We start from the raw sequence: 25,315 nt of genomic DNA on the forward strand, positions 1-25,315 counted from the left end.
TGGGTTCTAGGAGTCGTTGCAACGGCACTGGTCACTGACGACCGGGGCGCTTCCTGAGCAGCCGATCCATGTGGCTCATGGCCTCGCGCTGGGTGTCCTGCACGACGTGCGTGTACACGTCCATGGTGATGCTGATCTGGCTGTGCCCGAGGATCTCCATCACGACGCGGGGAGCGACCCCGGCCGCCGTAAGGAGAGTGGCCGTACCGTGCCGGGCGTCGTGCAGCCGGACCACCCGGATGCCGGCGGAGTCGGCGATGCGGGTGAAGGACCGGTAGACGTTCCGCGGCTCGACCTGGCGCCCGGTGCCGGTGGTGAAGACGTAGCCCGACTCGTGCCACTGCTCCCCCGCCTTGGCGCGTGCGACGGACTGCCGCATCCGGTGCCAGCGCAGCGGGGCGATGCAGAGCGCGGGCAGCGGGACGACGCGACGACGACGGCTCTTGGGGTCATCGTCGTAGAGGACGCCACTACGGCGCTGAGTCTGCTGGCGGACGTAGAGGACTCGGTTATCGAGGTCGAGATCCAACCAACGGAGACCGATGATCTCGCCCCGACGGAGCCCCATGGCGATGGCGAGCACGAAGGCCGCGTAGAGCGGATCTCTGCGAGAGGCGGCGAGAAAGTCGAGTGTCTCGTCCAGCGTCCAGGGCTTCAGCTCCCTGTCGTCCGTGCGGGGCGCCTCAACGAGCTTGGCGACGTTGCGCGCGATCAATTCCTCGCGGCAGGCGGAGGACAGCGCGGGACGCAGCACGCGGTGGGATTCCTTGGCCGTTGCTGGGGTGGTCTCCTTCTCCAGCCGAACGAGGAAGCGACGCACGTCAGCGACACCGACGGATTCGAGCCGCTTCGAGCCGAGCAGCGACACCAGGTAGAGCCGGACGTGCGCCTCGTACTTGTCGTACGTGCTGAGCTTCCGCCGAGGCTTGATCACGTTGTCCAGCCAGTACGGGAGCCACTCGGAGAGCTTCGCCGAGCGGGTGGGGACGGGCACGCCCTGATCGACCTTGGCGAGCAGCTCTCGGCGCTTGGTGTCGCACTCCTGCCAGGTCTTGCCGTAGGCGAACTTCCGGGCGCGAGTCCCGTCCGGCTGGAGGACGTAGACGGCGCACTGATGGCGGCCGTCCTTGCGCTTGGTGATCGTTCCCGCGCGGTTGGGGTTCCGCTTGCGCTGACCGGCCATCAGGCAGCCTCCTCGATCTGGCCGAGGATGAAGTCGCGCACGGCGTCGGCGGGGATACGGCGGGAGCCGTCAATCTTGATCGAGATCAGACGGTGCGAGCGGATCAGGTCGTAGACCTTCGAGCGTCCGAGCTTGAGCCGTGCCATGACGTCCGGCACGGTCAGAACCAGCCTCCGGCGGGGGCGGGGCGCCGTTCGCGAGTGCCGGCGGACAGTGGCGTGCGCGGGGTGCTCCCATCCCGTCCGCCATCGACCCAGGCAGAGCCGAGCAGACGCGGCCCATGGCGTCCAGGTCGTTCGTACAGTGGCGCGCTCCACCTGGGCGCCATGAACCACGCCCGCTCCACGTTGTGTGGGCCGACGGCAGACGGGATGGGAGCCGGGGTGGATGGTGGGTTGAGGAGGTGAGGAGGGAAGCGGGTGCGGCTTGGCACGGGCTGTACCAGTGCTTTACGGCACGACCAGGCCGCAGGCCACTCCCGTGCAGTAGCCTCCCTGCGGAGGGGTGCCATGTCTGCATGGATCATGTTGGGCTCCGGCTGCTTTGTCGTAGTCCTGGGCGTGTTGACCTTGACCGGCAGCCGAGGAATCGCAGAGTACGCGCGGTCACCTAGGGCTGGTTGGGGTCGGATAGCGATGGGTGGCGGTTTCGTCCTGGACGGCGGAGCTAGACTTCTCGGTTTCTCTTCCGGAGCGGGGATGGTTGTTTCCACCATTGCCCTGGGGGTCATCGTGCTCGGTGCGGTGCTTCAGCTCCGGACTGGAATGTTCGCCAAGGCTCATCATGCTGGCGACGTAGATTGAGCAGTGCCCCTACTCCCCGGCCAGGCGACCGTCAAGTGAGCCACTGATGTCTGACACCAGCGGCTGACACCAACAGCCGCGAACACGGTCGGATTCCGGCGTACCCCAGCGGCCGGCGTCGAGCCGCTTTCCCAGCGAAGTGCAGGGTACGGAAGGCGCCGTGACCGACCTGATGAGGATGAGGCCAGACCTTAAGGCTGGGCTTGCCGGGCGCCACCCTCAGTCCACGGGCGAAGCTCCCTCTGCTTGGATCCACCGACCGCGCGCTACTGTGCACGACTAGCTCATCAAGGGTGGCCACTGGGGGGAATCTTGAAAGCCGCTGACATCACGGTAGGCGCCCGGCCCGTGGTGAGAGCTGGGCATGTTGCCTTGTTCGGGCTGCTACTGACCGCAGGCGCGCTGTTCGAACGGCTCAGCGCTTTGAGAGGCGGTCGCCAGTACGTCTTCTGCCACGCTTCGGAGGCTGTTGACCGTCTGACATACACCGCTCTTGGTCTGGTGCTGTCGGCCGGCGCCATATCGACCCTCAGCGCAATCGCTCTCTGGTGGAACAAACCGCGGAGCACCCTTCTCCACCTCGCATGCATGACCACTGTGGTCGCACTGCTCATAGCAGCAGACGGCGTAGATGCTCGCGGGGAGAGCCGCGCTGCAACGATCGCAGCCCAACGGCCTGTCGGTGACAAGTGCGACTACATACCTCAGGACTACACGGCGACACCAGGTTGGTTCTACTGGTGAGCATGACTCCTCGCAGCGACCACGGGAGCCGGCATGGTGGCTGTAGTACAGCAACCACTGTGACCGTGCCTGACCGGCGACACCTCCGGGCGACCGACTGGCCGGCAGCGCAGACCTCAGCAACGGCGCCGCCCATACACGGGATGCAGCAGAGCTCCAGGAGCGTCCAAGGTGGTCCGACTCGAATGGTTCTGACATCACCAGTTGACATCAACGTTGCCAGACGACCCCAGATCCCCGCGTCCAAAGCTGGATGCCGTTTCACTCGGCCAGCACGGGCCCAAGCAGCCCACGCACCCCATGAATCGAACTCTTAAAGCGGGTGTCGCAGGTTCGAATCCTGCCGGGGGCACAGAACAAAGGGCCAGCTCAGAGAGGGTTTCCTCCCGGGCTGGCTCTTTGGCGTTTCAGCGGCCGTACCACAGGCGTGCCACTACGCCCACATCATCGTCCCGGGCGACCCGTGCACGCATGGGCGAGAAGTCATGCAGCAATACGGCCGCCGCAGGCTTAGGCCGAGTGCCGGATGGGCTGCAGCAATCCGCCCAAGCTCATGCCCCTCATGAGCTGCTTGGCGAGCCGCGAAGAGCGGACCTCGATGTCAGAGCCGCACTGTACGGTCCGGCCTCATGGCCGAGAGACCGACGACGAATTGACGCAGGGGCATAGCCCAGGAGGCCGCGGAGCTTGCCGCCGGCACTCTGGATCCCGACTGCGCGTGCATGGTCGACCTATTCCCCGATGAGCTTCTGTCGGCAACTGATGCCGTCCTGGACACCTTTGAGGCCGAGTTGTCCGCACTCGCCGAAGGAGACGACGAACGCGTCTTCGCCATAGCGCAGCGCGTCGTCCTGGCCCTGAACGCGGTGAACGAAGCTCACGACGAGTGCGCGTTCGAGACCGATGAGCGCGAGCAGCTGTGCACCTACATAGACGAGGCCCTCACCGAGCGAGGGGTCGACGTCGCGGCCCTGACCGCCAGGCGCGGACTCGGGCGGCATGAGCTCACGGACCAGTGGCGGGATTGGTGAGCAAGCCGACGTCGTAGCAGGTCAGGACACGCGACACCAACAGTCGAGGCGGCTAGGTTGAGGTCGTGGACGAAGACGCGATCACCATCAGGCTCACGCACGATCAGGCATTCGTGCTGTCGGACTGACTCTACCAAGTCATGTTCAAGTCCGACGACCTTCAGGAGATCGTGCGCGACCGAGCCGTCTGGTCCCCGATCTACACCATTTCGGGAACGCTGGACACGACGCTCAGCGAGATCTTCATGCCTGACTACGGCCCGCGCCTCGAAGCGGCCAAGCAACGCCTCCGCGCCGGCCTGTACGGCGAAGCCGACGAGTCAACGGCGCTGAGCGGGGATGCTGCTATCGCACCACAAGCGCACCAGACAGAGCGGGGAACGGCGGGGAACCACGGTGACAACGACTCGGTCTGAAGACGCCATCATCCAGTCGTTCGTCCAGGTCGGCGCCCGACCCCGTCCCAAATGATTCGCAGCTTCCCAAGCTGATGACGCTGCTGTCACCCGTAGCCATTCGGCCGCGAGTCCTGGGCTCGGAAGGTGCCAGTGTCTACGATCGCGCGGTGAGCTATGACATCTACTTCCTGAGTCGGCGCGACGGGCTGTCCTGGGACGAGGCCCTGAAGGCGATGGAAGACGCGGCCCAGGCCGAGGACAGCGAGCCGATTCCCGCCGGCCTCCTCAAAGCCTGGGACCGAATAACGCCGCAAGCCCGGGCTCTGCTGGGCGAAGTGGAGATCACGGAGTACGAGCAGGAGTCGCGGGACCTGAGCCACTCGGGCACCGGCATCCACTTCTCCGTGTTCGGCGACGAAGTGAGCATCACCGTGCCCTACTGGCATGCCGGAAACAACGCTGCGGTCGTCCTCGACAAGGTCTTCGCCCTTGCTGCCGTCGTCGAGAAGGAGACCGGGCTTTCCGCTTACGATCCCCAGGCAGAACGTCCCCTGACAGAGACGCCTCCGCAAGACGCGGCCGGGCTCATGTCGCGTATCACCGAGGATCTGCGCCGCCGCTACGGTGGCTGAGCACCCGGCTCGACCGAGCCGGCAGGGTGCTGATCCGCTGCTCGCTGCGTGCCACAGTCGTGCCGGATACAGAGGTCAGCCACGGTTCGTAGTGGCGACCGGCAGGCAGAACCGTGACGACTGGCCTGGTCGAGGTATCCGCAGGCCACCTGTCCTGTCGCCCCGCCTCTAGCCTGAAGCGGGTGTCGCAGCTTCGAAACAGCGCGACCACGGCCCGGGCTGCTGCCTCCCGCCGTACGGGCGCCATCGCACTCGTACGGCCGAACGGCCGATGCCGCCCAGGGGCAGGAGTCCGGACAGGCACGTACGTTCCGACCACAGAGTTGGTGTCCCTCGGAGTTTCCGGAGCCAGTCGGCGTCAACGGACCGCAGGCCGCCCAGGACCGTCGTGCCACAGAAAGCGAGTCGCCGTATGTCGTCAACTCCGGCCGACCAGGCTCCAGTGACCAGGACGTTCGAGAATCTCCACGGCGTGCCCCACGCCGAGATCGTCGTCTTCACCAAAGATGCTGACGATCCCGGAGCGGGCGGCATGGTCTACAACACCCTGGGTCTGCCGGTCGACTTCACCGACGAGCAGTTTCGCGCCCTGGACCCCGCCGCCCTGGCAGAGGAGTTCCACGGAGACGCCGCGTGGATGAACGGGCCGCGCCGGGCGCTCATGGACACCGCCACGGCAGAGCTCCGCGACGAAGGGCGGGTCACCTCCGTGGAGGGCATCGCCATGCACACGGTGGCCGATATCCATGTCCCCGACCTGCGGACGTTCCTCAGCACCCAACGGCCGCCCTATACGCAGCTCACCGTGGGGCGTACCACCCAGTGGGTCTTCCTGAAGGGAAGCGAGATCCACGAGCTCGTCTCCCCCGAGGGACACCAGTACGTCATGCAGAGCCTCTCCCGGCACGTCGAACCGGACCTGGACGTGGAGCAACTGCCCACGCTCGGGGAACGCCTGCGGCTTCCCGACGGCTGGCAGTACCGCGTCCGCACGCTCGACGAAGACCTGAGGGTGGGCGCACACGGCGACGCACACATCGTCTTCGACGAGTACGAGAACAACTACCAGCGTCACGCATGAACCTCGCCCCGGCGGCCGGGCGGGAGCCGGGACGACGGCAGACTCGGCCACACCTGCCGACAGCCCGCCGGCAAGGAGGTTGCCAGGCTCAGAGCCCGGCCCTTCCCAACAGCTGAGCTGGGTTCTTTGCACGGGTGGTCTCCAGAGGTGCTGCGCCAGGGCTGGAGAGGTCAGTGGCGCGAACCCGCATGCCGAGGGCGGCAAGCGGGACGTTCGCCGCGTCCGGCTTCGAGATGCGGTCCCGGGCAGATGCTGGATACGCTCGCTGAGCGGCAGGGTGTGAGGGCGCCAACGCCGGCCGGGCGCTGCAGCCGCCCCCGCCCCGCCCCGCGGAGACGAAGACAGCCGCAGTCCAGACCTCGGCAGCATTCACCCCTCCACGGGAGGAAGGTTCGCTATGAGGCTCACCCGCACGCGTACAGCACAAGCCGCCGCAGCAGTTGTGGTCGCCGTCCCGCTCGCCCTCGGAGGCCTGACGTCGCAGAGCCACGCGGAGGATGCGTCTCCCAGCCCGTCCGGCACGTTCGGTTCGGGCTGTTCGGCGCTCTCCCAGAAGGTCGATACGGCCAAGGACAAGGTCGTAGAGGCCGCGTCTGCCTACCCGCAGCTCAGCCAGCTGGTGGCAGCCGTGGTCAGGGCGCAGCTGGGCGACACCCTCGACGGGAAGCCCGACGTCACCCTCTTCGCCCCCGATCAGCAGGCGTTCCAGAACGTGACGGCGTCGCAGCTCTCCTCGCTGCTCAGCGACCAGGGGCAGCTGAAGAAGGTGCTGACCTACCACGTGGTGGACAAGCAGATCACCCCGGACCAGCTCTCCAAGGGCTCCTTCACGACGGTGGAAGGCAGCAAACTGACCACGTCGGGCTCGGGTACCGACTTCAAGGTCAACGGCAAGGCGAACATCGTCTGCGGCAACATCAAGGCCGCGAACGCCACCATTTACGTCGTGGACGCAGTCCTACAGCCCCCGTCCTGAGTCACAGCTCCCGTTGCGGGCGCGGGGTGACCCGTGTAAACGCAGGAACGGGAGGTCCTTCGCGCAGTTTCCGGCCCCGGCGGCGTTCTTCTCGTGCCGGGGCCGTACTGGTCGGCGAGGGCGACGGCGGAGAAGCCGTGCCGCAGCACGCTCAGGCCGACCGTGACCGCCACTGGCCTCCGGACGGAAGCGCGTCGGGAACCGCGGCCCGACAGTCTCCCGCCGGAACCGCGGCCCGACAGTCGTCGCCTCACCGCCCGCCGAGTTCGAACAAGCCATCCAGGAAGCACTCCCAGAGCCTCTGCGGTGGTCAATGGAACCCAGCCGGGCAACGGACCTGCTCAGACGCTTCTGCCGACCCTCGAAGGCCAGTGCCCACGACCTCCGCCGGGAACCTGCTGGGAACAGCAGGATCAAGAAGCCAAGCCCCCGCTGCTGGGGCCCGTCGGTCTATTGAATGGGGTGGGCGTTGAGCCAGTTGTTCAGTTTGCGTGCCGGACCAAGCATGGGAGAGAGGCGGGCCTGCCCGCTCAGTCCTGCGGCGGTGGTGAACCCCTTCTCCAGCTCGTCGAACAGACGGGGAACCGTGGTTCGCAGGGGGAGTTCGGCACCTCGGCCCGAGGCAGGAATACGCAGGTCAGGTGGTCGCCTCACTCGCCCCTGAAGCGGGCGTCGCAGGTTCGGATCCTGCCGGGGGCGCCAGCGCAAAGGCCCCGGACCGACGGTCCGGGGCTTCGGCATCCCTGTTCGACATCAACGCCGCTGGTCAACGACGTCCGGGGCGCTTCCTGAGCAGCCGGTCCAGGTGGCTCATGGGCTCGCGCCGGGTGTTCCGCACGACGTGCGTGCGGACGTCCGTGGTCACGACGGCGCTGCCGCCGATCGACCGGATCGCCGCGGACCGCAAAGGGTCCCCCGAACAGAGGACCCCCGTTGTTACCGAAGCCGTTGGGCCGTTCGGAGGAGTTCAGGCAGCGCGACGGCCAAGCGTCCCACTGACCGTCAGCTCCCTGTTTTCCCTGCTCTCGGCATGATTCCCGGGCCGGGGCCGGGCCGACACCCAGACTCCTCTTGGGCATCAATGGCGCATACACGGGACAGTTACCGATATATCTGCGCTTTGTAACGCGAATCCTGTCCTTGCTCTGGTGTCGCCGCAAAGGGCCACAGTTTGGGGTCCTCGGCACCTAGCCGGGAATTTCGGACAGCGCGCCCGGCTCAGACCAGGGTCGGCGTGCACGAACGTGAGGTGACAGATTCATGTCTGTTTCTCGTACGGCGGTCCGCCTGATCGCCACCTTTGTGGCAACGGGCGCACTCGTCGGCGCGGCCGCCATGCCGGCTCTGGCGGCCGGAGCCGGTCATGACCGCGACAACGGGAGGGGCTACTCGCACAGCCACGGAAGCGACTACCGCCACGACGGTCGCTTCGGCGACCGGGACCGGGGCTGGGGCTGGGACCGGGGCGAGCACCGCGGCTGGGACCGGGACCGGGACCGGCACCACGGCTGGGACCGGGACCGGGATCGGCGCCGGGACTGGGACCGTGACCGCGGCCGGCACTACGGCTGGGACCGGGGCCGGCACCACGGCTGGGACCGGGGCGAGTACCACGGCCACCGCTAGCCCGCCCTGGCGGCTGTGCCGTGACGCGGAGGCCCGCTCCCTCTGCCGTCCGTCGTCATAGCCGGCACGGCCGCTGCACCCGGCCGGAGGGCCGAAGACCGTTCCTTGCGGTCTTCGGCCCTCCGGCACGTCCGCTTGCCCTACGGGCTGCTGGTACTCGTCCGTCATGCGTCCGTGTTCCGCAGGCAGCGGGCGTGCGCTGTCAGCCCGCCACGACGCCGAGGGTCGGGCCGGTGATGGACAGATCGCCGCTGAGCCGGGCGGCCTGCAACACGGTCACGTTCTTGAAAGTGATGGTGCGGGTGGGCGCAGTGGAGTGGGAGAGCCACGGGGGCAGCGCGTCGGGCGTGACGGTGACGCCGCGGTCCGCCGGGAGCGGGGCGCCGCCCAGGCCGACGAGCGTGCCGCTCAGTTTCTGGATGTACAGAGTCACCACGTCCTTGCCCTTGATCGTGGACGTGGTCGCGGGCCTGCCCCGCAGTCGCACCGCCGAGCGGCCGCGTCCCGCCGTCAGGTCGAGGTCGCCGAGGTCCAGCGACCGTGCGGTGAACTTCAGTACCCGCTCGGACCCGGCCGCGGTCCTGACGAAGACCACGCCACGGAAGGAACTGCCGTGGAGCACGAGTCTGTCGGCACGCAGCACCCAGGGGACGTCCGCCGCACGGTCCGGTGGGCGGGCGGCCGGCGCGGCGCCGGCTGCCGACGGCTCGGACGTGCGGATGCCGCCAGGGGCGAGCAGCGCCTTCGAGGCCGTGGGCGTGGCGAGCTGCAGGGCCAAGGACAGGGCGGCCACTGCCGACGCACAGGCGAGGGGCCGCAGCAGCCGGCCGGCCGAGCGGCGCTTCACCGCACTGCTCGGACGGCGGCGATCGCACTCCGGCCCGCCTGCCGAACAGCCGGTCAGGACGTCACTTGCCACCGTGGTCCTGACCGACCGGGACGGGGGGCGACGCACGGTCGGCCGCGGGCTGCGCATCGGTGGCGCCCGTCGGAGGAATCCAGGCACAGGCCAGGGATCCGCCGATCAGGCCGGAGACCAGCCCGATGATCAGGCCCCCGAAATTGGCGACGGGGAAGGAGATGAGCGCCAGCAGGATGATCGTGATCCCCGCGAATACGCGTGCCTGCCGGTGGAACCAGAGGGCGAGGGCGAGGGTGAGGAGGAGAACCCCGATGATCAGCGACCCCGCGCCGGCCGAGGTGGACAGTGCCAGGGGGATGGCGCCGAAGTCCAGGCGGGCGTAAGGAAAGTAGATGATGGGCAGACCGGCCGTGAAGGTGAACAGGCCTGCGCAGAAGGGGCGTTCGCCCCGCCAGGTCCTGAATCTGCGTCGGGCGTCGGCGACGACGCGCGCGTTCTCGCGTCTGCCGATTCGCTGGAAGAACACGTGGGCTTCCCTGATGTTCGGCGGGAGGGAGTGCGCGGCGAGCGGAGGCGGAAGGCGCGTGCTTCGTGCCGGCGGATCAGAAGCACTCGTGGTGGCCTTGCCTGAGCTGCACGTCGAGGTCCGGGATGTTGAACGTGGCGGCCGAGACGGCGACCGTGGTGAAGTGCACGTCGGTCAGGAAGACCGAATCCGCCTGCTGGGCAAAGCCGTTGGGGTCGAAGAACCGGGAGTTCCGGTCCCCCCGGCTGATCGGTCCCTTGCTGACCGCTCCTGCCGCCACGCCGATGTCGAGGTCGTCGAAATTCGCCTGGCTGCTCGACAGGGATGTCGCGTCGAGGAACAGGTTCCTCGCTTCGACCCGGCTGTGATCGCCGCCGGTGATCTTCAGCGTGTAGGGGCCCAGGACCGGGATCGTGACCACCACGGACTGGCACAGCCCGCTGATCTCCGCATGGCCGGCCCCGGTGACGACGACCGGCACGAGGGTGCCCTTCTTGGTCACGTCCACCGTGCCGTAGATGGCCAGACCTCGGACGTCCAGGGTGTCCAGGGCCACCTGGAACTTCTGGCCGGAGATGAGGAACGACGCGGCCAGCGCTCCTTGGGCCATGGCGATACCGAGGGCCGCGGCAGCCACGGCACTCGGGACGAGAATGCAGGCGAAGCGCTTCCAGGAGGTCCTGCCTGCGCTGCGCAGCATCCCGTCTCCTCCGCTCGTACGTGGGCTCATACGTGGGCTCGCCGATGCCGGACAGGGGTGGGCGACGCCGCTCTCTAGTGGCGGATCCTAGGCTTCCGGACAGGGCAGCCGACGGTACGTCAGGTCGGCCGGACGGGTGAGTCGCCTTCTGTTGCACCATCCGGATGACACACGGCACGGTGATGCCGTCGACGTCGCCGGGCTGCCGGACATGGCCGGGTGGGCGGCCGGAGTGCGGGCGGATGGCCCGGCTCGGGAGGGATTCCCTTCAGGGCCGGCCTTTCTTCGTGTCCAGGCGTGTCGCCCGCGTGGCGGTGGGGTCCACGCGGGCGACGATCGCCCGGCGGTGTCGATGGCGTCAGTGGCCGGCCGGGACGATCGTCCAGGGGCGCATCAGGTCGTCGTCCTCGTGTTCGAGGAGGTGGCAGTGGTGGATGTACGTCGCCGGGAGCTCGGCGCCGCTTCCCGGGATCGACGCGATCTCGTCCCTCGGCGGGACGAATTCCTGGATGATGATTCTGGTCACCATCTGTGCCGGGGCCTTGACCGTGTCCTTGTAGGACAGCGCTTCGTCCGGGTCCGGGGGAATCGGCGGGCCGGTGAAGTAGTCGGCCACGGCCGGGTGGTCCTCCGCTTTGCGGCCGCCGTCGATCCACTTGTCGTAATCCTTCTGGTAGGCGGCCGCGTCGAACGGCTGCCTGTCCAGCACCTGGAAGTTGACGAGGTGGACATGCATCGGGTGGGCGTCGTGATTGGGATTGATGTACTCCCAGATCTCGGTCGAGCCCTCCTTGATGAAGTCCTGCGACGGCTCCATGTAGGGCACCGCGTTGAACGTCATCGTCCTGAAGAGCTCCTTCTGGTACACGACCCATTGCCGCCGACGGGTGTGCGGTTTCGGCTTGATGGCCGGGACCGACTGCAGCTTGAGCTTCTCGGGCGGCGTCGAACCGTCCCGGCTCCCGGACAGTGGCTTGCGGACCCGGAATCGCATGATGTCCGCGATCTCCGGTCCGCAGCCGGTGATGCCGGGGAAGTGGACCTGCGTTCCCGGGTAGTTCGTCAACGTGACGTCCTTGCCCGGGGGAATCTGACTGAAGTCGACGATCAGGTCGTACCGCTCGGCCGGACTGATCAGGAAGTCCAGCATGTGCAACGGAGCACGGAGGCCGCCGTCCGTGCCGACCAGCCAGAACGGCAGTTGCGGCTGGGGAAGTACACCTCGGGGAGTGTCGAACCTCAGCCGCCAGAATCGCTCGTTCGAAGCGTTGAGGATGCGCAGCCGGTAGCGTCGCGGCTCGACGTCCAGGTAGGGGTACGCCTTCCCGTTGACGATCGGGGTGTCCTCGCCCTCCCTGTCGACCATGGTGTAGGCGAGCGAACCGTTCGCGTTGAAGGTCCGGTCCTGCAGGATGAGGGGGACCTCGAATTCACCGCGCGGCAGCCCGAGCCGATCGTCGGCGGGATCACGGATGAAGTAGAGACCGGCAAGTCCCGCATAGACGTTGAGGGCGCTCATCCCCATGGCGTGATCGTGTGCACGAATGGTCGTGGTTGGTGTAGGCGTAGATCGCTTCGTTGGGCTCGACCCGGCCCGGCTCCAGGGTGGTGTAGCCCTCGGCGTGAAAGCCCTTCGGGCTGAACGACTGCTCCGGCAGACCGTCGGACTGCGGTGCCGTGTAACCGCCGTGCTGGTGCACGACGTTCCACACGTTGATGTCATCGGGGAACTGCGGCATGTACTCGTAGGGAGGCGGAGGGATCGGGGCGACGACGGGCTTCTTGTCGCGAATCATGTCGATCACAGTCTGGAACATGTGGGTGGTCGGCAGCTCGTTGCGGTACTTGACGACCGTCGGGCGGTCCCTGATCGTCTCGAAGGTCGGCCCGAGATAGCCCATGCCGATCGGCTCGTGGGGACGGTGCGGATCCGTGGCCCAGTAACCCCACACGGGTGACGGATCGAGATCCCGGTGGAAGCGCCACGAACCCTGCCGCATCGTGAACTCGTAGTAGTCGGCGCCCGGATAGGCGGAAGGATCCGGGACGGCCGTCGACGGTCTGGGCAGCGGGTCGACGAACTTCGTCAGGGAAGGGGTGTTGGTCGCCTGGTCGTCACACCCTGCCGGCGGGTGAGCCGACGTCGCGTACGCCCGTGCCCCCAGGACACCCGGTGGAAGCATGGCCGCGGCCCCCATGGCACCGGCCATGAGGAATTTCCTTCGCTCGATCATCGTCTCCAGCTCTCCCTCGCCTCATGTGACGGTCAAGGGATACAGGGCTGGTTCGAAACGCCGCCGAAGCGCACCGGTCCGGTCCGGGAAAAGCCCCTCATTGAGCCGATCTCGACCCCAATTCCATATACATCGACATTGGAAACCGATTATTTTGGGATTGGAACCTGATGATTATCGACAGTCCTCATCGGATTTATCTGCGTTTTGTATGAGCCTGTGGATATTTTTCTTCTTCTGTCGGCGGAGGCCGGCTGCCGATCGGCCGGCGGTCGCCCGTCACCCACCCGCGGGTCAGGGCAGTGCCGGGCCGCCCGTCGGGTCCGTGCCGCCCGGAGCCGTGCGACTGCGTTGTTCGACCCACCGGCGGAGTTCCTCGTCGCCCACCTGCTCGATCGCGGCGAGCAGTTCGCGGCGGGCCGTCTCGCCCCGGTCGGCCTCCGGCAGGAGCCGGTAGCGGTTGACGGCCCGGCGGAGGGTCTCGCGGGACTGTGCCGCGAGGACGTAGCGCGGGCCGTGTGCGAAGACCTGGCGGAAACCGGTGAAGAACAGGGCGCCGCCCGCGACGATCGCCGTCAGCCAGGCCGGGGCGTGCAGGCCCGCCGCGACCACCGTCGCCGAGGAGGTCGCCAGGGCTCCCAGCTCGGACACGCGGTACCACAGGCGCGCCGAGTCGCGGACCTTCTCGTAGAAGGCCAACTCGCCCTGGGCCAGGGCGAGTACCGGATCGGGAGCTTCGGACCAGGCGGTGGCGTCTGGCGGCTGTCGGCGCATGGGTACATGGTGTCCTCGCGCCGCCCCACGGGAAACACCCCCCGTGTCAGCACGCGGCGGGAACCCCGCGGCGAGGCCGCCGTCACCGTCGGGGTACGCGGCGGGACTCCCGCGTCAGGGCACCGTCCCGTCGGCGTACGCCCGGCCGCACCGTCGCCGCGGACGTCGGCCGCGCCGTCACCGCACACGCCGGGGCTCCCGGCTCAACACGTACGACTCCCCCGCGAGTCGGATCCGGTCGTCGCCGTCCACGTGGCAGCCCGAGCGTGCCGGAAGGCCGCGGAGATAGGCGACGGCGGGGGCGGTGAGGCGGATCCTGCCGTCGCCGAGCTGCGTGATGCCCTCGGGTGCGTCGAGCGCGGCGAACCAGGCGGCGTGCTCCCGGCGTATTTTTGCGGTGTACGCCCCGTCGCGGTCGGTCTCCTGTTCCAGGGCGAACAGGACGTCCCCATAACGGGCGTGGTCGAGCACGGCGCGCACGGCCTCGGCCACGTCCGGCAGGCCCGTGCCCACCTCGTCGGTGGCGAAGACGCGGACACCGGGGCGGACCCGGGCGTACGCGGACCAGGCCCCCACGCGGGACGGGATGACGTAGCCGACCGGGAACCCTCCCGGGAGCCCGTCGTCCACGCAGACATACACGATCTCCGCGACGTCGCTCCGCTCCTGCGTGAGGAACAGCCTCCGCCGCTTCAGCTGACCCGTGAGGGACCGGTCGTTGACGGTCACGTTCGTGTTCCTTCCTCGTCGGGAGGCGGCGGCCGTTCCCCCGGTCCACGGCCGCCGCACTTGCACACCCTCGCGGAAGACGCTGCAATGCCGGTGAAATTCTGATGATGCGCGGAGCGGAGGCTTCTGGGTGGGCTCGGAATCCCGTCGACGGTTACGACTCGCGGTGCTCGGGCCGATGCGGGCCTGGCGCGACGGCGGACAGCTGGCCCTCGGGCCCGTCCGGCAGCAGGCCGTGCTGGCCGCGCTGGCGCTGCGCCCGGGACTCCTGGTGAGCCGCGAGCAGCTGCTCGACGGGGTCTGGGGGGAGAGTCCGCCGCAGTCCGGTCGCAAGGTACTGCCCAGCTACGTCTACGGGTTGCGGCGGACGCTCGACGAGAGCGGCACCGCTCCGGGGGACTCGCTGATCCGCGGGGAGCGGGGCGGGTACCGCCTCGTCGTCGACGGGGTCCGGCTCGATGTGGCGGAGCTGGCCGAGCGGGTCGACGAGGCGCAGCGGGCGAAGGCGTCCGGCGACCCGGCGACGGCGGCGGAGCGCCTGTCGGCGGCCCTCGCCCTGTTCGACGGTGAACCGCTCGCCGGGCTGCCGGGCCCTTACGCCGACGCCGAGCGGCAGCGACTGCTGGCGCGGCTGCGCACGGTTCGGCTGGAACGGCTCGAATGCCTCGTCCTGACGGGCCGGTTCGCCGACGCCCTCGACGAACTCGCCGCCCTGTCCGCGGCCGATCCGGCCGACGAGTCCCTGGTGGCGCTGCGCATGCGTGCCCTCTACGGCAGCGAACGCCAGGCGGAGGCGCTGGGCGTCTACCAGGACATGTGCGAGCGGTTGCGCGAGGAGCTCGGCGTCGACCCCGGTGACGAGCTCCGCCGGGTGCACGAAGCGGTGCTGCGCCGGGACGACGGACGCCTCCTCGGCCCGGCCGTGGCCCACACCACCGACGTACCCGATGCGGCACGGCAGCTCTCCTTGCCCCGCCGCACGGTCAACGACCTGCCGGGCGACTCGGGCCGGCTGGTCGGCCGGGACAGGGAGCTGGCGCAGCTGATCGCGCCGGCCGCGCCCGGGTCCGTGTCGGTCGTCACGGTGGACGGTACGGCCGGCGTCGGCAAGACCGCGCTCGTCGTGCGCGCGGCCCGCGAGCTCAGCGGCCACCACCCGGACGGCTGCCTGTTCATGGACCTGCACGCGCACAGCGCGCAGCGGCGGCAGGCGCCGGAGCGGGCCCTGCAGCGGCTGCTGCGCAGCCTCGGCGCGGCGAGCGGTGAGCTGCCGGGCGACCTCGAGGAGCTCACCGCCGCCTGGCGCGCGGCGACCAGCCCACTGCGGCTGCTCCTCGTACTGGACGACGCCCTCGACGCCGACCAGGTACGGCCCCTGCTGCCCGCGGGGGCGGGCAGCAGGGTGCTGGTGGCCGGCCGGCGGCGGCTCGCGGAACTGGACGCCGACTGCCGGGTCACCCTGGAGCCCCTGGAGAGCGGGGACGCGGTGTCGCTGCTCACCCACCTCATCGGAGCGGAGCGCGCGAGCGGGGAGCCGGAGGCGACGCGACAGCTGGTCGGACTGTGCGACGGACTGCCGCTGGCGCTGCGCATCGCGGGGTCGCGGCTGCAGAACCGCCGCTCCTGGACGGTGGAATACCTGGTGGGCCGCATGGCGGGTGACGAACACCGGCTCGGTGAACTGAGCGTCGGAAACCGCAGCGTGGAGGCGGCCTTCCGCCTGTCGTACGACCAGCTCATGCCCGAACAGCAGCGCGGGTTCCGCGCCCTGGGTGTGGCGCCGACGGTCGAGTTCGACGTGCTGACGGTGGCGGCCGTGCTCGACGCGCCGCCCCGCGACACCGAGCGGGTCCTGGAGAGCCTGGTCGACACGAGCCTGTTGCAGGAGCCGCGGCCGGGCCGCTACCGGCTGCACGACCTGGTGCGCGTGCACGCGCGGCGGGTCACGAGGCGGCGCCCGACGAGGCCGTCGCGGCGCGCAGGGCCGCCTACCGGCTCTTCCTCGACGCGGGCCGGATCACCAGCGACTGGGGCCGCACCGGTTTCCCCACCGGACCGCGGCCCTCCGGCGCGCCGTTCGGCACCTGGCAGGACGCGGAGGCCTGGCTCGACGCGGCCGGCGGGGAGCTGCCCGACGTCGTCGCGCATGCCGCGGCCCACGGCGAGGCCGACTTCGCCTGCTGGATCGCGGAGGCGTTGTGCGACTACTTCGTGCGGCAGGGCCGCTACCAGGAGGGCCGGACGGCGCTGGAGGTCGCGCTCGCGCGGGTGGACGAGGCCGGCGATCCGCGCATGTCCCAGGCCCTGCGAAACGGCCTGGGGTACATCTGTGTCCACCAGCGCCGGTACGCACAGGCCCGCGCCTGCTTCACAGAGGCGCTGGAGATCGGCCGGCGCGAGCCCGACCCGCACGAGAAGGCTCGTACCCTCACCGGGCTGGGGGCTCTCGACCTGAGTCTGGGGGACGGCGACGGCGCCGTTCGCCACGCCACCGCCGGGGCGGAGCTGGCCGGGCGGCTGGGCAGCGACTGGGTCGCCTCGATGGCGCTCGTCATCCTCGGTCTCACCCACTACTTCGGCCGACGCGACGAGGAGGCGCTGGCCTGCTTCGCCGACGCCCGGGCACACGCCGAGCGGGACGGCAGACCGCGCATGCTCGGCAGGCCCCTGAGCTGCGCCGCGGACGTCCACCTCCGGCTCGGCGACCACGGTGAGGCCAAGCGCATGCTCCGCCGGGCGGTCGGCCTGGTCGAGCAGGCCGGGGACGTCTTCCTGTGCGCACGCAGCCTGACCCGGCTGGGCACGGTGGAGCAGGCCCAGGGGGACCCGGACGCGGCGATCGCCTTCCACCACCAGGCCCTGCGTCAGCACGCGTTGCTGTCCCCCCTCACGGAACCCAGCTACGACTGGCTGGAGATGGACATCCGGTCCCGCCTGGGCCACGCCTATCTGGCGACGGGTCGCGTCCACGAGGCGAGGCAGCAGTTCCAGCACGTGCTCGCCGTCCACGCCGCGCACACGCACGGAACCGGACGCGCGGGCGGCGTCTGAAGCCCGGAGGGCCCGCGGAGGCGGCACGGCACACCGGCCGGGGACCGCGCGCGCCGCGGGCCCCGGCCGGACTCGTCCGTCACCACGGGGTCGGTGAAACCGCGGTCGCAGTCGTCAACTGGAGAGTGTCCTTCACGTCGCTGGTCCCGGCGGAGCCTGGTGCTCCTGGTGCGGCGACGACGCCGCGGAGTCAGACGGCGGACAAGGGGAGTGTCAACGCCCGTCCGGACAATGGCTCCTTGCGACGCGTCAGGGGCGCGGCGCGCGGATCAGGTGGTACTCCGACGGGTCCACACGACGGGTTTGCTCCGCGTACTCGCCCATGTAGCCGGGCCAGTTGGCGACGTTGCGGCCGTCGCCCGTGCGGTACCAGGAGGTGCAGGCGGTCCATGCGGTGCCCGCGAACCGGGCCCGCAGCCGCGCCAGCCCGCGCGCCTGGGCCTCGGGACGCACGTCGAGGGCCGCCGCGCCGGTCCGCAGGGTCAGTTGCAGGGCCCGGCGGACGTAGGCGGCCTGCGCCTCCAGGAAGAACAGGATGGAGCCACCCGAGGTGTTGGTGTTCGGGCCGTACATCAGGAACATCGACGGGAAGCCGGAGACGGTGATGCCCAGGTGGGCCTGGGCGCCGTCGGACCAGGCATCCTCGACCGTGCGGCCGCCGCGGCCCGTGACGCGCATCGGCAGCATGAAGGTGTTGGTGCGGAAGCCGGTCGCGTAGATCACGCAGTCGACGTCGTGGCGGCGGCCGTCGGCGGTGACGGGGCCCTCCGGTTCCATCCGCACGATCCGGTCCGTCACGAGCTCCGTGTCCGGGCGCCGCAGGGCCGGCAGGAAGTCCGAGCTGAGCAGGACCCTCTTGCAGCCGAAGGGGTGGTCGGGCCATGCCTTGCGGCGCAGTTCCGGGTCGGGGAGCTGGCGGCGCATGTGGGCGGCGGAGACAGCGGCACCGATCCGGCCCACGGTGCGGGGGTGGCGGACGCACAGGGTGATCAGCTCGATGCCGTGGTGGAGCAGCCCCCGCCAGGCCCGGCGCGCCACCGGCAGCCGGCGCAGGACCCGGGCCAGGAGTGCGGGGGTGGGGCGGTCGCTGCGCGGCAGGAACCAGTTGCCCGTCCGCTGGAAGACCGTCAGCCGGGCGGCCTGCGGGGCGATCTCGGGGACGAGCTGGGCGGCGCTCGCGCCTGTCCCGATCACCGCCACGCGCTTTCCCCGCAGGTCGTACGTGTCGTCCCAGCGCGCGGAGTGGAAGCTGCGGCCGGCGAAGCGGGACAGCCCCTCGACGGCGGGGAAGGACGGCTTGTCCAGCTGCCCGGTCGCCAGCACCAGTGCGTCGGCCACCCGCTCCTCGTACGGCCCGGTCGTGTCCGTGCGGCGGCTGCGGACCGTCCAGGTGCAGGAGCGGTCGTCCCAGGTGCAGGCGGTGACCTCGGTGCCGGTGACGATGCGCGGGGTGATGCCGAGCGAGTCCGCCGTCCGCCTCAGGTAGGCGAGGATCTCCGGCTGGTACGAGAACAGATGGGTCCAGTCGGGGCGTTGGGCGAACGAGTACGAGTACAGGTGACTCGGTACGTCGCAGGCGGCGCCCGGGTAGCGGTTGTGGTGCCAGGTGCCGCCTGCCCCGGGCGCCGCCTCCAGCAGGATGACGTCGTCCAGGCCGTGGCGCAGGAGCTCCGCGGCGACGGCGATGCCGCCGAAGCCCGCACCCACGACGATCACCCTCGGCCTGCGCCCGTCACGTTCGCGTCCGTCGTCCACGCGGCCAAGCTAGCCCGCCCGCGCGCCGTGCGACAGACGGCCACAGGCCCGGGGGACCCCGGCGGCCCGGGGGACCCCGGCGGCCCAGGGGACCCCGGCGGCCCAGGGCCGTCCTGCCGGCCCTGGTGGCTACGCCGATTACGGTGCCTGCTCCGGCTCCCGTGCCGCGGCCGGCCCCGGCCGCGGCTCACGTACCGGGCCCGGCTCCGGATCCGGGCGCGCGGGCCGTCGTCGTGCGGGGACCACGGCCAGTGCCAGCGTCGTCGCCAGCGACGCGAGCGCCATCACCGTCATCGCCGCGCCGGGCGAGGTCAGCTGGGCGACCGCCCCCGCCACCGCCGCGCTGACGCCCTGGAGGGTGAGCATGCCCGAGGAGTGCAGGCCAAGGGCGTGGCCGCTCAGCTCGTCCGGGGTCAGCGACATCAACTGCTCCTGCTGGATGAGACTGGCGCCGAAGCCGACCGAGGCGACGGCGACGCAGGCCGCCGCCGCGGCCGTGCCCGGACGCAGCGCGAACAGCAGGTAAGGGGCCGCCAGGAGCAGCAGGCAGGGGATGCCGAGGCGGCGGCGGACCGCCGGCGGGACGAAGCGGCCGATCGTCACGTCGCCCACGAACATGCCGGACGCCGCGGACGCGAAGAGCAGGCCCGCCCGGTCGGGGGCGTACGACACGAACAGGGACTCGCAGCCGACGACGAGGCCGTTGGGGACCCACAGGAGCAGATAGGTCGTCCGGCGCGGGGGCGAGGACCACAGGAGCGCGTTGGTGCGCCACGTCTGCGCGACCGAGGGGCGGCCGGTGGCCCGTGGTGCCCGGCGGGTCATGCCGAGGCGGACGGTCAGGGCCGACCCGAGGTACAGGGCCGCCGCGGTCGCCAGGGTCACCTGCGCGGAGAGCAGCGTGACCAGGGCGGCGCCCGTCATGTAGCCGGTGATCTGCATGAGGCCGTTGACCATGTTGAAGACCGAACGGCCCAGCAGGTAGCCCTCCTTGGGGAGGATCTCGTTGAGCAGGCCCCAGCGGACCCCGCCGCCGAGCGAGGAGACGAGGCCGAGGACGGCGATGAGGGCGAAGACCGACCAGACGGGCAGGCCGGGCGTCGCCATCACGGCCGTGCCGACGGCGAACGACAGCGCGATGCCGGTCAGTGTGGCGCGCGGCGCCAGCCGGTCGGCCGCGGACAGCAGCGTGGTCGCGCCGGCCACCTGGGCCAGCTGCGGGCCGAACATGCTCACGGCCGACAGCAGGGGCGATTCCGTCGCCCTGTACACCAGCGTGCCGATGGCCAGGCCACCGATCGTCGAGGCCGCCGCGTGGAGGGCGGAGGAGAGGAAGAGGGGGGTGAACTCCCGGGTGCGGAAGAGGTCCGAGTAACTGCGCATGCGCGGAGTCTGGAGCGGGCCGCGGGACGGTCGATATTGTTTCGCGCGGGGGCGAAACCAACGGTCCCGGAGCGGCCGGCGGACGGCCCCGCGGCGGACAGGCCCCGCAACGGACCCGGCCGGACCCGACAGCGGACAGGACCCGCAACGACCACGGCCGGACCCGACGGCGGACAGCCCCCGCAACGGGGAACGGACCGCGCGGCAGACAAGCGTCGCGACGAGCGGGCCCCGGAAGACGGACGGTCCCCGGAAACACGGGCAGGCCCCGGAGCACGGACGGAGGGTGCACGCATGGGCTGGTGGCAGGTCAACGCCGACACCCTCGCCGGCAGCCGTTTCGTGCTGTCCCCGCTCGCCGAGACCTTCGCGACCCTGAAGACGCTGGAGTCGGGGACCGCCTCGCACCCCGGCGAGCTGCGGTGGCTACGGACCCATCTGCCCGCCTACCGGCGGCGGCTGGCCGCCGACCCGCTCACCGCCGTACTGATCCGCTCCGGGCTCGGGCGGGAGTGGATCGCCGACTTCCTGACCCCGACGCCGTACGGCGACGAGTCCTTCGAGGTGGAGATCGCCAGGATGCGGGAGACCCCGCCGCAGGCGGCCCGCGCGCATCTCGCCGTCTCGCTCGGCGGCCCGCTGCCCGCCGCGCTGGCGGACCGCGACGACCTGCCCCGGCGCGCCGCCGATCTCCTCACGCACGTGTGGGAGCGGTGCGTACGCCCTGACTGGGAGCGGCGGCGGCGCGTCCTGGAGGCGGACGTCGTGGCACGGACCGCGCATCTGAGCCAGGGCGGCTGGGCCGCGGCGCTGGACGCGCTGCGGCCGGGGACACGGTGGCTCGGCGACAACCGGCTCCAGGTGAACCTCCACGAATATCCGCCGCGGGAGATCTCCGGCGCCCAGCTGCTGTTCGTGCCCGTCACCCCGAAGACCGGGTGGGTGTCATGGGAGGATCCGCACCGGTACGCCGTCGTCTACCCCTGCACGGGCGTCCTCGCGGACGGACGGGCCGAAGCGGTGCCGGAGAGCCTCGGCGCGCTCCTGGGCCCGGCGCGCGCCGGGGTGCTCGTGCTCCTGGACTCCCCCATGTCGACGAGCCAGCTGGTCGCGGTGACCGGGCAGGGGCTGGGTTCGGTCGGACGTCATCTGAAGGTGCTGCTGAACGCCCGGCTCGTCGAGCGGCGGCGTGCGGGGCGGTCGGTGCTGTACTCGCGGACGGCGGCCGGCGAGGTGCTCGTCACGGCCCAGCGCGACTGACGGTCCTGTCACCGGGCGGAGTTAGCATCCGCTCATGACTACTGACCATTCTGTGCTCGACATCGAGATCGGGGCCCTCCAGGGCGGCTCCGCCGACCTCAAGCAGTACCGCGGCAAGGCCGTGCTCATCGTCAACGTCGCCTCCAAGTGCGGGCTGACCCCGCAGTACGCGGGCCTGGAGCGCCTCCAGGAGCGCTACGCGGACCAGGGCTTCACCGTGCTCGGCGTGCCCTGCAACCAGTTCATGGGCCAGGAGCCCGGCACCTCCGAGGAGATCGCGGAGTTCTGCTCGGCGACGTACGGCGTGACCTTCCCGATGACCGAGAAGGTCGAGGTGAACGGCGACGGGCGGCACGGCCTCTACGAGGGTCTGGTGGGCACCGCGGACGCCGAGGGCCACAGTGGTGACATCCGCTGGAACTTCGAGAAGTTCCTGATCGGGCGCGACGGCACGGTCGTCGGCCGTTTCTCCCCGCAGACCGAACCGGAGTCGGCAACGGTCGTGGCGGCGGTGGAGAAGCAGCTCGCTGCCTGACGTCGTTGACCTTGCCCCTGGGGCAGGGGGGAGCGTCCTCGTCACCGGGCAAAAGGCGCCCGGTGACGGAGGTGACGAGGGGGCGATCCGGGCCCAGGGAGAGGGGGAGTGCCGCCGTGGACGGGGAACTGCTCACCATCGGCGCGTTCGCCGCTCGGGCCCGGCTGTCCGCGAAGGCGCTCAGGCTGTACGACCGGCTGGGGCTGCTGGCCCCGGCGCACGTCGACGAGATCAGCGGCTACCGCTACTACCGCGTCGGTCAGGTCGAGCGGGCCCGGCTCGTCGTGCTGCTGCGCCGGCTCGACATGCCGCTCGCCCGGATCGCAGAGGTGGTGGAGGCGGAGGGGTCCGCCGCCGCCTCACTCCTCGGCGCGTACTGGGACGAGGCCGAGGAACGCTTCGCCTCTCAGCGGGCGCTCGCCGCGTACCTCCGTGGACGGCTGTCCGGGAGGAGTTCGCAGATGTACGAGAAGTTCGTGGTCGAGACCGTCGAGGTGCCCGAGCGGGTGGTGCTGGCGGAGACACGGCATGTGCTGGCCACCGAGCTGCCGGTGTGGATTCCCGCCTCGCTGGGGCGGCTGGAGGAGGGCGCCCGCGCCTGCGGAGGGTTCGACGGGCCGCCCTTCGTCGTCTACCACGCCGAGGTCAGCACGGAGAGCGACGGACCCGTGGAGGCCTGTGTGCCGGTCGCGGACGCCGACGCCGCGCGGGCATGGGTCCGCGCACAGGGGCGGATCCGGGAGATCAAGGTCCGCGTCGAGCCCGCGCAGCGTCTGGCCTACGCCCGGATCCCCAAGGCACAGGTCGCCTACCCGCAGATCCACATGGCCTTCGAGGCCGTCGAGGCGTGGATCGCCGAACGGGGACTGTCGTGCGACGGCCCCTGCCGGGAGGTGTACTTCGCCGACTGGGACGCCGCCGGGCCCGAGGACCCGGTGTGCGACGTGGCGTTCCCCGTGAAGTGAGGGGGCGCGGGCCGGCGGGGCGTGGGACCCCGCCGGATCAGCGCATTTCCTCCGGGCAGGGCGTGCCGCGGGGCAGCTGGTACGGCGCGGCCAGGCGGTAGGTGCCCGGCTTCGGGGCCAGCAGCTCCGTCCACTTGTCGCCCGCCGGGGTCTCCTCGGTCGGCATCAGGCAGCCGTTGAGGTTCTCGTACGTCTTGGGTGTGCTGTCCTCGCGGTGCTTGGACTCCTCGGTCTCCTGCGGGGGCCGCACGCTCTTGCCCTTGTCGTCGACGATGCTCAGCCACGGCGAGTAGGGGACGCGGATCAGGATGCGGCCCGCCTTCTTCACCTCGATCGTCATCTCGCCCTGTTCGGCGCGCTGGACGAAGGCGTCGGGCTCGGCGAGCTGGGCGGGATCGGTGACGGCGAACAGCTGCCAGTTCGCGTCGCCCCAGATCTGCCGCAGGTAGGGCATGCCCCGCTGGACGAGCTGGCGTTCGCGTTCCCCGCCGTCGCCGTCGGGCTCGTCCTTGGGCAGCACGACGTAGTGGACGGCCCAGCGCTGGAGCCACTCGTGGTAGTTCGCCGAGTTGAGGGTGTCGTCGTAGAAGAGCGGGTTGCGCTCCATGTCGGCCTGGCGGTTCCAGCCGCGGGCGAGGTTCACGTAGGGGGCGAGGGCGGACGCCTCGCGGTGGGACCGGGCGGGGACGACCTCGACGCGGCCCTTCTCGGCGCCCACCACCTGGAGCTGGTTGACGAGGGGGGCGAGCTCGCGGGCCCAGGACGCGGCCGGGGTCGTGTGCACGATGTCGTCGACCGACTTGACGCCGATCCAGGTGGTGAACCCGGCGAAGGCGACGACGATCGCGTACCACTTGCGGGAGCGCGGCACGGCGAAGGGCAGCGCCGCCAGCAGGGCGACGCCCGCGAAGAGCATGGCCAGGCGGGTGATGTTGGAGCCGATCTGCGAGCTGATCAGCCAGACGAGGACGACGGCGGTGCCGTACACGGCCGCAGTGATGCGGACCGTCGTCCACTCCTTGGGGACGAGGAAGAAGACGAACCCGGCGTACAGGAACGGCAGGATGACCGAGTAGACGGTCATCGGCTGGGTGCCGGAGAAGGGGAACAGCCAGGCCGACACCGCCACCACGATCGTCGGGGCGATCCCCAGGGCGTAGGCGCCCGGGCGGCGCTTCTGGAGGAAGAGTGCGACCGCGACCAGGCCCACGAACAGGCCGGCCACCGGGGAGGCGGCGGTGGCGAGCGCGGCGAGCGGCGCCGCGCACAGCGCCTTCGCCCAGCGTTTGTAGCGCCAGCGGTAGGGCCAGCAGAACACGACGGCCGTCGCGGCGAGGGCGAACACCGTGCCGAGGCCGTAGGTCACACGGCCCGAGATGGCGTTGCACAGCAGCGCGAAGATCCCGGCGAGGGCCGGCCACAGCGGCTTGCGCACCGCGCGGCTGCGGATCAGGATCAACATCAGCAGGCCGGCCGATATCGTCCCCGCGATCATCATGGTCGTGCGGACGCCGAGGACGGACATCAGGTACGGCGACACCACGCTGTACGACACCGGGTGCATCCCGCCGTACCAGGCGAGGTTGTAAGCGGAGTCCGGGTGCCGCCCGACGAACTCCGCCCAGGCGTCCTGCGCCGCCAGATCCCCGCCACTGTTCGCGAACGTGAAGAACCAGGCGAGGTGGAGCACACCCGAGAGGACGGTGGCCAGGGTGACGGGGTGCCGCAGGAAGCGGCTCAGCCGGGTGCCGTGCTCCTGCTCCCGGGCGCCGGGGTCGTCGCGGGCCTCCTCGGATATGCGGGAGCGCAGCGGTATTCGCGGACCCGTGCCCGGGCCCGGATCGGCGTCGTCGGCGTGTGTCGGCTCCGCTGTCGCCACTGCAAGGCACTCCCCGTGTCCCGTTTTCCGTTCTCGTCCGGGACCCGCGGCCCGCGGCGAGCAGCCCCGACTTCGCGACGCTAGCACGCACCCCGCCGGGTGGCGCCCGGGTGGGGCGCCGTCGGCGGGGTGCGGGGCGTGTGCTCGTATCCGGAATACGTCACCGACACGTACGCGGGTACTTCATC

General features: G+C 70.3%; 22 protein-coding genes and 1 pseudogene. 11 read left to right on the forward strand and 12 right to left on the reverse strand.

Annotation, left to right across the window (positions count from 1 at the left end; translation table 11 throughout):
• Window positions 1–31: 31 nt before the first annotated feature.
• Window positions 32–1,183, reverse strand: a complete 1,152-nt coding sequence (locus H305_RS0124550) for a tyrosine-type recombinase/integrase (protein WP_028802733.1) — start codon at window positions 1,181–1,183, stop codon at window positions 32–34.
• Window positions 1,183–1,353, reverse strand: a complete 171-nt coding sequence (locus H305_RS55015; RefSeq protein WP_028802734.1) for a helix-turn-helix domain-containing protein — start codon at window positions 1,351–1,353, stop codon at window positions 1,183–1,185. The genes H305_RS0124550 and H305_RS55015 overlap by 1 nt, the downstream gene beginning before the upstream one ends.
• A gap of 2,099 nt (window positions 1,354–3,452) precedes the next feature.
• Here H305_RS55015 and H305_RS0124560 point away from each other — a divergent pair.
• The 6 genes from H305_RS0124560 to H305_RS46980 all read left to right on the forward strand — a co-directional run bounded on the left by H305_RS0124560 (window position 3,453) and on the right by H305_RS46980 (window position 8,474).
• Window positions 3,453–3,761 (forward strand): hypothetical protein, encoded by a 309-nt coding sequence (locus H305_RS0124560; RefSeq protein WP_028802735.1) that lies wholly within the window; start codon window positions 3,453–3,455, stop codon window positions 3,759–3,761.
• Between the two features lie 140 nt (window positions 3,762–3,901).
• On the forward strand, window positions 3,902–4,177 hold the full coding sequence (locus H305_RS56100) for a hypothetical protein (RefSeq protein ID WP_324608117.1): 276 nt from the start codon (window positions 3,902–3,904) through the stop codon (window positions 4,175–4,177).
• A 149-nt stretch (window positions 4,178–4,326) separates the two neighbouring features.
• Entirely contained in the window at window positions 4,327–4,791 is a 465-nt protein-coding gene (locus H305_RS0124570) for a hypothetical protein (RefSeq protein ID WP_028802736.1), read from the forward strand.
• 442 nt (window positions 4,792–5,233) lie between these two features.
• Entirely contained in the window at window positions 5,234–5,872 is a 639-nt protein-coding gene (locus H305_RS46975; protein WP_051370908.1) for a hypothetical protein, read from the forward strand.
• A gap of 397 nt (window positions 5,873–6,269) precedes the next feature.
• Entirely contained in the window at window positions 6,270–6,848 is a 579-nt protein-coding gene (locus H305_RS0124580; protein WP_028802737.1) for a fasciclin domain-containing protein, read from the forward strand.
• 1,260 nt (window positions 6,849–8,108) lie between these two features.
• A complete protein-coding gene (locus tag H305_RS46980; RefSeq protein ID WP_158690573.1) occupies window positions 8,109–8,474 on the forward strand; it encodes a DUF2502 domain-containing protein in 366 nt (121 codons plus the stop codon).
• A gap of 202 nt (window positions 8,475–8,676) precedes the next feature.
• Here the strand turns inward: H305_RS46980 and H305_RS0124595 are convergent, their stop codons facing one another.
• The 7 genes from H305_RS0124595 to H305_RS0124620 all read right to left on the reverse strand — a co-directional run bounded on the left by H305_RS0124595 (window position 8,677) and on the right by H305_RS0124620 (window position 14,299).
• A complete protein-coding gene (locus H305_RS0124595; RefSeq protein WP_028802738.1) occupies window positions 8,677–9,321 on the reverse strand; it encodes a hypothetical protein in 645 nt (214 codons plus the stop codon).
• Window positions 9,322–9,382: 61 nt separating this feature from the next.
• Complete coding sequence (locus H305_RS53490; RefSeq protein ID WP_051370913.1) at window positions 9,383–9,862, reverse strand: DUF6114 domain-containing protein; 480 nt, start codon at window positions 9,860–9,862, stop codon at window positions 9,383–9,385.
• A gap of 76 nt (window positions 9,863–9,938) precedes the next feature.
• Window positions 9,939–10,562, reverse strand: a complete 624-nt coding sequence (locus H305_RS0124605) for a DUF6230 family protein (RefSeq protein ID WP_028802739.1) — start codon at window positions 10,560–10,562, stop codon at window positions 9,939–9,941.
• A 358-nt stretch (window positions 10,563–10,920) separates the two neighbouring features.
• Window positions 10,921–12,087 (reverse strand): multicopper oxidase family protein, encoded by a 1,167-nt coding sequence (locus H305_RS55025; protein ID WP_234021037.1) that lies wholly within the window; start codon window positions 12,085–12,087, stop codon window positions 10,921–10,923.
• On the reverse strand, window positions 12,029–12,796 hold the full coding sequence (locus H305_RS55030; protein ID WP_234021038.1) for a hypothetical protein: 768 nt from the start codon (window positions 12,794–12,796) through the stop codon (window positions 12,029–12,031). The genes H305_RS55025 and H305_RS55030 overlap by 59 nt, the downstream gene beginning before the upstream one ends.
• Before the next feature lie 294 nt (window positions 12,797–13,090).
• Window positions 13,091–13,570 (reverse strand): SLATT domain-containing protein, encoded by a 480-nt coding sequence (locus tag H305_RS46995; protein ID WP_037765209.1) that lies wholly within the window; start codon window positions 13,568–13,570, stop codon window positions 13,091–13,093.
• 177 nt (window positions 13,571–13,747) lie between these two features.
• Complete coding sequence (locus tag H305_RS0124620) at window positions 13,748–14,299, reverse strand: hypothetical protein (RefSeq protein ID WP_028802740.1); 552 nt, start codon at window positions 14,297–14,299, stop codon at window positions 13,748–13,750.
• Window positions 14,300–14,477: 178 nt separating this feature from the next.
• Here H305_RS0124620 and H305_RS55035 point away from each other — a divergent pair.
• Both H305_RS55035 and H305_RS55040 read left to right on the forward strand, forming a co-directional pair.
• Window positions 14,478–15,857, forward strand: a pseudogene (locus tag H305_RS55035) (BTAD domain-containing putative transcriptional regulator); the annotation flags it as partial.
• Between the two features lie 734 nt (window positions 15,858–16,591).
• Window positions 16,592–17,350, forward strand: coding sequence for a tetratricopeptide repeat protein (locus H305_RS55040; RefSeq protein WP_234021039.1), 759 nt, complete (start codon window positions 16,592–16,594; stop codon window positions 17,348–17,350).
• 249 nt (window positions 17,351–17,599) lie between these two features.
• Here H305_RS55040 and H305_RS0124630 read toward each other — a convergent pair whose 3' ends face one another.
• Together H305_RS0124630 and H305_RS47005 are read right to left on the reverse strand one after the other, a co-directional pair.
• Window positions 17,600–19,105: a flavin-containing monooxygenase gene (locus tag H305_RS0124630; protein ID WP_051370916.1), complete on the reverse strand. Its 1,506-nt coding sequence runs from the start codon at window positions 19,103–19,105 to the stop codon at window positions 17,600–17,602.
• Window positions 19,106–19,243: 138 nt separating this feature from the next.
• Window positions 19,244–20,488, reverse strand: coding sequence for an MFS transporter (locus tag H305_RS47005; RefSeq protein ID WP_051370918.1), 1,245 nt, complete (start codon window positions 20,486–20,488; stop codon window positions 19,244–19,246).
• A 294-nt stretch (window positions 20,489–20,782) separates the two neighbouring features.
• Here H305_RS47005 and H305_RS0124640 point away from each other — a divergent pair, with 294 nt between their 5' ends.
• The 3 genes from H305_RS0124640 to H305_RS0124650 all read left to right on the forward strand — a co-directional run bounded on the left by H305_RS0124640 (window position 20,783) and on the right by H305_RS0124650 (window position 23,248).
• Complete coding sequence (locus H305_RS0124640) at window positions 20,783–21,748, forward strand: ArsR/SmtB family transcription factor (RefSeq protein ID WP_028802742.1); 966 nt, start codon at window positions 20,783–20,785, stop codon at window positions 21,746–21,748.
• Between the two features lie 34 nt (window positions 21,749–21,782).
• On the forward strand, window positions 21,783–22,283 hold the full coding sequence (locus tag H305_RS0124645; RefSeq protein ID WP_028802743.1) for a glutathione peroxidase: 501 nt from the start codon (window positions 21,783–21,785) through the stop codon (window positions 22,281–22,283).
• A 116-nt stretch (window positions 22,284–22,399) separates the two neighbouring features.
• Window positions 22,400–23,248: a MerR family transcriptional regulator gene (locus H305_RS0124650; RefSeq protein WP_028802744.1), complete on the forward strand. Its 849-nt coding sequence runs from the start codon at window positions 22,400–22,402 to the stop codon at window positions 23,246–23,248.
• A gap of 37 nt (window positions 23,249–23,285) precedes the next feature.
• On the opposite strand, the gene H305_RS0124655 is transcribed toward H305_RS0124650, so the two are convergent.
• Complete coding sequence (locus tag H305_RS0124655; protein ID WP_028802745.1) at window positions 23,286–25,127, reverse strand: membrane protein; 1,842 nt, start codon at window positions 25,125–25,127, stop codon at window positions 23,286–23,288.
• Window positions 25,128–25,315 lie beyond the last annotated feature (188 nt).

It is taken from the genome of Streptomyces sp. 142MFCol3.1 (assembly GCF_000424945.1).
GTDB lineage: Bacteria > Actinomycetota > Actinomycetes > Streptomycetales > Streptomycetaceae > Streptomyces > Streptomyces siamensis.